This window comes from Streptomyces sp. NPDC025618, from assembly GCF_055558795.1.
The window spans coordinates 1-7,087 of the sequence record NZ_JBVHLW010000086.1 but is presented as its reverse complement, the minus strand read 5'-3'; the positions used below and the strand labels follow the sequence as shown (position 1 = coordinate 7,087).

The window sequence follows — 7,087 nt, the reverse complement described above, 5'->3', positions numbered from 1 at the left end:
ATTACTCGCACCGTCCTGATTCACCGCCGAACCCCGCACCACCCCCCACACCCGATGCCCATGACGCCGAGCATCCGACAAACGCTCCAGCAGGAGGACACCGACACCTTCTCCCCAGCCCGTGCCGTCGGCCGCCGCGGCGAAGGGCTTGCAGCGGCCGTCCGGGGCGAGGCCCCGCTGACGGGAGAAGCCGGTGAAGACCTCGGGCGTCGCCATGACGGTCACACCGCCCGCGAGGGCCAGGTCGCACTCACCCTGACGCAACGCCTGCGCCGCCAAGTGGATGGAGACCAACGACGACGAGCACGCCGTGTCGACCGTCACCGCCGGACCCTCCAGACCCAAGGTGTACGCCACCCGCCCGGAGACCACACTCCCCGAGCCGGCGAGCATGGAGTAGCCCTCCAGCTGGGGGTCCTCGCCGCCCGCCAGGCCCGCCGCGTAGTCGTGGTACATCACGCCCACGTACGTGCCGGTCAGCGTGCCCTTCAGCGACGTCGGATCGATACCCGCCCGCTCCAGCACCTCCCACGACGCCTCCAACAGCAACCGCTGCTGCGGATCCATCGCCAGCGCCTCACGCGGACTGATACCGAAGAACCCGGCATCAAAATCACCCGCGTCGTGCAGGAAGGCCCCTTCGTCGGCGTAACTGGTGCCGGGGTGATCCGGGTCCGGGTGGAAGAGCCGGTCCAGGTCCCAGCCGCGGTCGGTGGGGAACTCCCCGACCGCGTCCACGCCCGAATCGACCAGCTTCCAGAGGTCTTCGGGCGAGGTGACGCCGCCCGGGTACTTGCAGGCCATGGAGACGATGGCGATCGGGTCGTCCGCTTCCACGGCGACGGGAAGCGCGGCGGGCGCGGCCGCCGTGCCGCCCAGGCGGGTGCACAGATGGGCGGCCAGCGCCTGCGGCGTCGGGTGGTCGAAGACCAGCGTCGCGGGAAGCCGCAGGCCGCTGGCCGCCGTCAGGCTGTTGCGCAGTTGGACCGCCGTCAGCGAGTCGAAGCCGAGGTCCTTGAAGTTGGCTTCGGTACGGACGTCGGCCGGTGTGGGGTAGGCGAGCACCGCCGCGACGCACTCGCGTACCAGGTCGGTGACGGCGGCGAGGCGTTCGGCTTCGCCGAGGCCCGCGAGACGGGTCTCCAGCGCTGCCGGGTCACCGGTGGAGCCCGCGGCCGCCCGGCGGCGCGGCCGCCCGGCGAGCTTCCGCAGCATGGCGGGCGCGGTGTCCTGTGCCAGGCCGCGTACGTCGATCCCGGCGGCGACGACCAACGGGCTGTCCACGTCGCGCGCCGCGTCCAGGAGGGCCAGGCCCTGCTCGTCCGAGAGCGGCTTCATGCCGCCCGCGCGCAGCCGCGCCAGGTCGGTTTCGTCCAGGTGCCGGGTCATGGCGCTGTCGCGTGCCCACAGACCCCAGGCGATCGACAGTCCGGTCCCGGCCCCGCGCGTGCCGTTGCGGCGGGTCACGAGGGCGTCGACGAAGGCGTTGGCGGCCGCGTATCCGGCCTGGCCCGCGTTGCCGAGGACACCGGCGGCGGAGGAGAACATGACGAACAGGGCCGGGCTCAGCCGCCGGGTGGCGATGTCCAGATTGGCGGCGACGGTCGCCTTCGCGGCCCAGACCCTGGCCAGTTGGTCGGGTGTCTGCGCGGTGACCACGGCGTCGTCCAGGACGCCGGCGGCGTGGATCACTCCGGTCAGGGGGTGTGCCGGGTCGAGGGAGGCGACCAGTTCCTCGGTTGCCCGCTGATCGGTGAGGTCGGCCGCGACGATCCGCACGTGGGCGCCGAGGGCGGTGAGCCGGTCGACGAGGTCGTCGGCGCCGGGCGCGTCGGGGCCCTGCCTGCCGGCGAGCAGCAGGTGCCGCACGGACCAGGCGCGGACGAGGTGTTCGGCCACGAGGCCGCCCATCATGCCGGTGCCGCCCGCGATCAGGACGGTGCCGTCGGGGTCGAGCTCGGCGCGGTCCGTGCCGGTGTCGGTCGCGGTGGCGCGCGTGAGGCGCGGGGCGAGGACGCGTCCCGCACGGACGGCGAGTTGCGGCTCGTCGGAGGCGAGGGCCCGTGCCACGGCCGCGCGGTCGGTGTCCTCGTCGGCCACGACATCGAGCAGGACGAAGCGGTCCGGGTGCTCGGACTGGGCGCTGCGGACGAGTCCCCACAGGGCCGCGGCCGACGCGTCCACGTCCCCCGGCTCGTCGGCCGCCGGGACGGCCACCGCGTGGTGGGTGAGAAGGACGAGGCGGGTGTCGATCAGGCGGGGTTCGGCCAGCCAGTCCTGCACGAGACGCAGTGCGCGCTCGGCGACGGCGCGCCCGTGTGCTTCGACGGCGGAGGCCGAGATTTCGGGAGCAGCGGGAGACTCGACGAGCACCGTCGCGGGGGCCTGCGCCCCGTCCTCCAGCGCCGCCAACAGGGCTGTCAGATCCGCGTGACGCGGAATGTCCGTTCCGGCCCAGGCCGGTACGTCCTGGCCCAGCACCGCCCAGCCGTGCTCGTGCGCCTCCTCGACAGGCGAGGACACGGCCGTCCACTCCACGGTGAACAGCCCGTTGGCGCCGGTCTTCCCCGCCGCGCGCAGCTGCTCGGGGTCGGCCCGGCGCACCGCCAGCGAGGCCACGCTCAGCACGGGCGCTCCGGTGGCATCGGTCACCGTCACGCTCAGGCCCGGCTCGTCCCCTGCTTCCCGGTGCGGAGACAGGCGTACCCGCGCGCCGGTGGCCCCGGTGGCCCACAGGGACACCCCGTTCCACGCGAACGGCAGCCTGACGCCCGCCTCGGTGTCCTCGTCGAGCAGCAACGCCGGGTGCAGGGCGGCGTCCAGCAGTACGGGGTGAATACCGAAGCCGTCGTGGGCACCCGCGGCCTCGGGCAGGACGACCTCGGCCAGCAGGTCCTCGCCGTGCCGCCACACCGCGCGCAGGCCCTGGAACGCCGGGCCGTAGTGGTAGCCGGCGGCCGCGGCCCGCTCGTAGAGATCTCCGGTCTCCACCGGCTCCGCACCGGCCGGCGGCCACGCCCCACCCGGTTCGGCGCCCATGGCGGAGGCGGGCTCGGGGCTCAGCACGCCTATGGCGTGGCACACCCACGCCTCGTCCTGGTCCGGCGCGTCCTCGGAGTCGAGCCGGGAGAAGACACGTATATCCCGCCGCCCGCCCCGCTCGTCGGCCGGGCCCACGACGACCTGGACCTGGAGCCCACCGGAGTCGGGCAGCGCGAGCGGCGCCTGAAGCGTCAGTTCCTCCAGGGTCGGGCAGCCCGCCTCGTCGGCGGCCTGGAGCGCCCACTCCACCAGGGCCGCGCCGGGCACCAGGGGTGTACCCGCCACGGCGTGGTCGACGAGCCAGCCACCGGCAGTGGAGGCCGCGAGACGCCCGGTCAGTACGAGCGCGCCGTCCGCCAGACCGAGTGCCGCGGGCAGCAACGTGTGCTCCAGGCGCCGCAGCCCTGCCGCGCGGACGTCACCGACGCCGTCCACCGCCAGCCAGTAGCGCTGGTGCTGGAAGGCGTACGTGGGCAGGTCGACCGTACGAGGAGCCGGCTCGGACGGGAACCACCGCCGCCAGTCCACCTCCACACCCGCAGTGAACGCCAGCGCGGCGGAACGCGCCAGCTGAAGCGTGTCACCGCTATCACGGCGCAGGGTCGGAACCACCGTGGCGGAGACACCCGTCTTCTCGATGGTCTCCTCCATCCCCAGGTTCAGGACCGGGTGCGGGCTTGCCTCGATGAAGACGCGATAGCCGTCCGCCAGGAGGGCATCGATCGTGTCGGCGAAACGAACGGGCCGACGCAGGTTGGTGACCCAGTAGTCGGTGGTCAGGATGCCGGTGTCGATCCGCTCGGCGGTGACCGTGGAGTAGAACGCCACATCGGTGGCGTGTGGCTCGATGCCGTTCAACCGCTCGGTCAGCAGATCCGCGATCTCATCGACCTGCGGCCCGTGCGAGGCATAATCCACATCGATGAGCCGGGCCCTGTGACCACGCGCCTCCGCCTCCGCGACCACGGCCGCCACCCGCTCCGGCGGACCCGAAATGACCGTCGACGAAGGACCGTTCACCGCTGCGACACCCACCCCGGCGTGGCCGTCGATGAGCTCGGCAGCCAACTCCCGGCTCACACCGAGCGAAGCCATCGCACCACACCCGGCCAACTGCCGCAGAGCATCACTGCGCACGGCGACGATCCGCGCCGCGTCCTCCAACGACAACGCACCGGCCACACACGCGGCAGCCATCTCACCCTGGGAGTGGCCGATCACGGCGGAGGTCTTGATTCCGTACTCGGCCCACACCGCGGCAAGGGAAACCATCACCGCCCACAGAACGGGCTGCACGACCTCCACCCGCGACAACTCGCCACCATCACCCCGCAGGACGTCGGTGAGCGACCAGTCCACGTACGGCGACAACGCCCGCTCGCACTCGGCGATCCGGGCCGCGAACACCGGGGATTCATCCAGTAGTTGAGCACCCATGCCCACCCACTGCGACCCTTGTCCCGGGAACACCAACACCGGGCCCGGGCCGACGTCGCCGGCCACCCCGGACACCACATCCGGCGAAACCTCACCCGCCGCCAGCGCCGCAAGGCCCGCGATCGTCCGGGCGGGGTCCTGCCCCAGCACCACGGCCCGGTGCTCGAAGGCCGAGCGCGATGTCGCCAGCGACCAGCCCACGTCCAGTAGGGAGGAGTCCTCCGAGGCGAACGCGCCCAGCCGGCGGGCCTGTTCCCGCAGCGCGTCGCCGGTGCGCCCGGACACGACCCAGGGCACCACCGTTCCCGGAGCGGGCTCCGGCGTCTCCTCGGTGGAAGCCGGCTCCGGGGCCTCCTCCAGGATCACATGCGCGTTGGTCCCCGAGATACCGAAGGAGGACACCCCGGCCCTGCGCACCCGCTCGCTCCGCGACCACGCAACCGGCTCGGTGAGCAGCCGCACACCGCCGCCTTCCCACTGCACGTGCGGGGTCGGCTCGTCCACGTGCAGGGTGGCGGGCAGCAGTTCGCGCTGGAGCGCCATGACCATCTTGATCACGCCGGCGACGCCGGCGGCGGCCTGGGTGTGGCCGATGTTGGACTTCACCGAGCCGAGCCACAGCGGCCGGTCGTCCGCGCGCTCCTTGCCGTACGTGGCGAGGAGCGCCTCGGCCTCGATGGGGTCGCCGAGCTTGGTGCCGGTGCCGTGCGCCTCCACCACGTCGATCTCGGACGTGGAGAGGTTGGCGCCGGCCAGCGCCTGCCGGATCACGCGGCGCTGCGAGGGACCGTTGGGCGCGGTGAAGCCGTTGCTGGCCCCGTCCTGGTTGACGGCCGAACCCCGCAGGAGAGCAAGGACCTTGTGGCCGTTGCGGCGCGCGTCCGAGAGGCGCTCCAGCAGGATGAGGCCCACACCCTCGCCCCAGCCCGTGCCGTCGGCCGCCGCGGCGAAGGGCTTGCAGCGGCCGTCGGGGGCCAGGCCGCGCTGCCGCGAGAAGCCGGTGAACACCTCGGGCGTGGACATCACGGTCACACCACCGGCCAGCGCCAGGTCGCACTCGCCCTGCCGCAGCGCCTGCGCCGCCAGGTGCATGGCGACCAGCGACGAGGAGCAGGCGGTCTCGATGGTCACCGCCGGGCCTTCGAGACCGAGGGTGAAGGAGACACGGCCCGACAGGACGCTGGGCGCGCTGCCCGCGTAGCCCTCGGTGGCCTTGCCCGCGGGGTCGCCCTGGGTGAGGTTGCCGGTGGTCGCGGCGCCGACGTAGACGCCCGTGGGGCTGCCCTTGAGCGTGGTGGGATCGATGCCCGCCCGTTCGAGCACCTCCCAGGACGTCTCCAGGAGCAGGCGCAACTGCGGGCTGCTGGCGAGGGCTTCGCGTGGGCTGAAGCCGAAGAACCCGGAGTCGAACCGGTCGGCGCCGCTGAGGAATCCGCCCTCGCGTACGTAGCAGGTGCCCGGGTGGTCGGGGTCCGGGTGGTAGAGGCCCTCCAGGTCCCAGCCGCGGTCGGTGGGAAAGCCCTCGATGGCGTCGCCGCCCCCGGCGACCAGCTCCCACAGACCCTCGGGCGACCCGACGCCGCCGGGGAACCGGCAGGCCATGCTGACGACGGCCACCGGCTCCTGGGAGCGCTCCTCCACCTCACGCAGCCGCTGCCGCGTGTCGTGCAGTTCGGCGGCGACCCGCTTGAGGTAGTCGACCAGTTGCTCTTCACTCGCCATGAGAGTTCACCCAGCCTTCAGCGTGGTAGTCGCGCCGTGCACGGTCGGTTCACAGACCCAGCTCTTTGTCGATGAAGTCGAGCACCTGGTCGGTCGTGGCGACCTGGAGCTGTTCCTTGGCGCTGCCGGAGTCGGGCACGGCGCCGGACGCCCTCCACTTCGCCAGGAGGGATTCCAGGCGGGCCGTGACCGCGTCGGCGTCGAGGTGCTCGACGAGCGCGGAGGACAGGGTGTGCTCGAGCTTCGCCATGTCGCGGAGGACCGAGTCGGTGGCCTCCTGCCCGGTGGGCGTTCCGCCGTCGGGGGCGAGCTGTCCGCCGAGGTGTTCCGCCAGGGTGTCGGCGTCCGGGTAGTCGAAGACGAGCCCGGCGGGCAGGCGCAGGCCGGTGGCTGCGGACAGCCTGTTGCGCAGTTCGACCGCGGTGAGGGAGTCAAATCCGAGTTCCTTGAAGGTGCTGCCCGTGGTGAGGCTGTCGGTGTGGTGCCCGAGGACGGTGGCGGCCTGCTCCCGGATGAGGCCGATCAGCGTGCGGTGCCGTTCGGCCTCCGGCAGCGTGGCCAGCCGGCTCGCCAGGTCGGCGGGCCGCGCGCCCGCCGTCGCGGTCGGCCGGCCCGCCGCGCCCGGAGCGGGGGTGGCGAGGCCGCGCAGGAGGGTGGGCCTGGTGTCCACGGGGTGCGTGGCCAGGGTCCGCAGGTCGAGGTCGAGCCCCACCAGGTGAGGGTGGCCATGGTGGTGTGCCGCGTCGAGGAGGGCCAGGCCGTGTTCGCTGCTCATCGCCTTGACACCGACACGGCCCATACGAGCGACATCGGTATCACTGAGCCCACCGGTCATGCCACCACCGGCCGTCTGCCACAGACCCCAACCCACCGACAGACCACTCAA

The 7,087-nt window shown here is 72.7% G+C and carries 2 protein-coding genes; both read right to left on the bottom strand.

The window, feature by feature from the left end:
• Positions 1-6,201: type I polyketide synthase (locus ACZ4A5_RS31450; protein WP_467591759.1), on the bottom strand; the 6,201-nt coding region annotated here is incomplete at its 3' end.
• A gap of 49 nt (positions 6,202-6,250) precedes the next feature.
• On the bottom strand, positions 6,251-6,976 hold the full coding sequence (locus ACZ4A5_RS31445) for an acyl carrier protein (protein WP_467591756.1): 726 nt from the start codon (positions 6,974-6,976) through the stop codon (positions 6,251-6,253).
• Positions 6,977-7,087 lie beyond the last annotated feature (111 nt).

Coding starts and splice junctions, on each gene's coding strand:
- ACZ4A5_RS31445 (WP_467591756.1), bottom strand. CDS start 6,976: ATGAGCAGCGAACACGGCCTGGCCCTCCTCGACGCGGCACACCACCAT.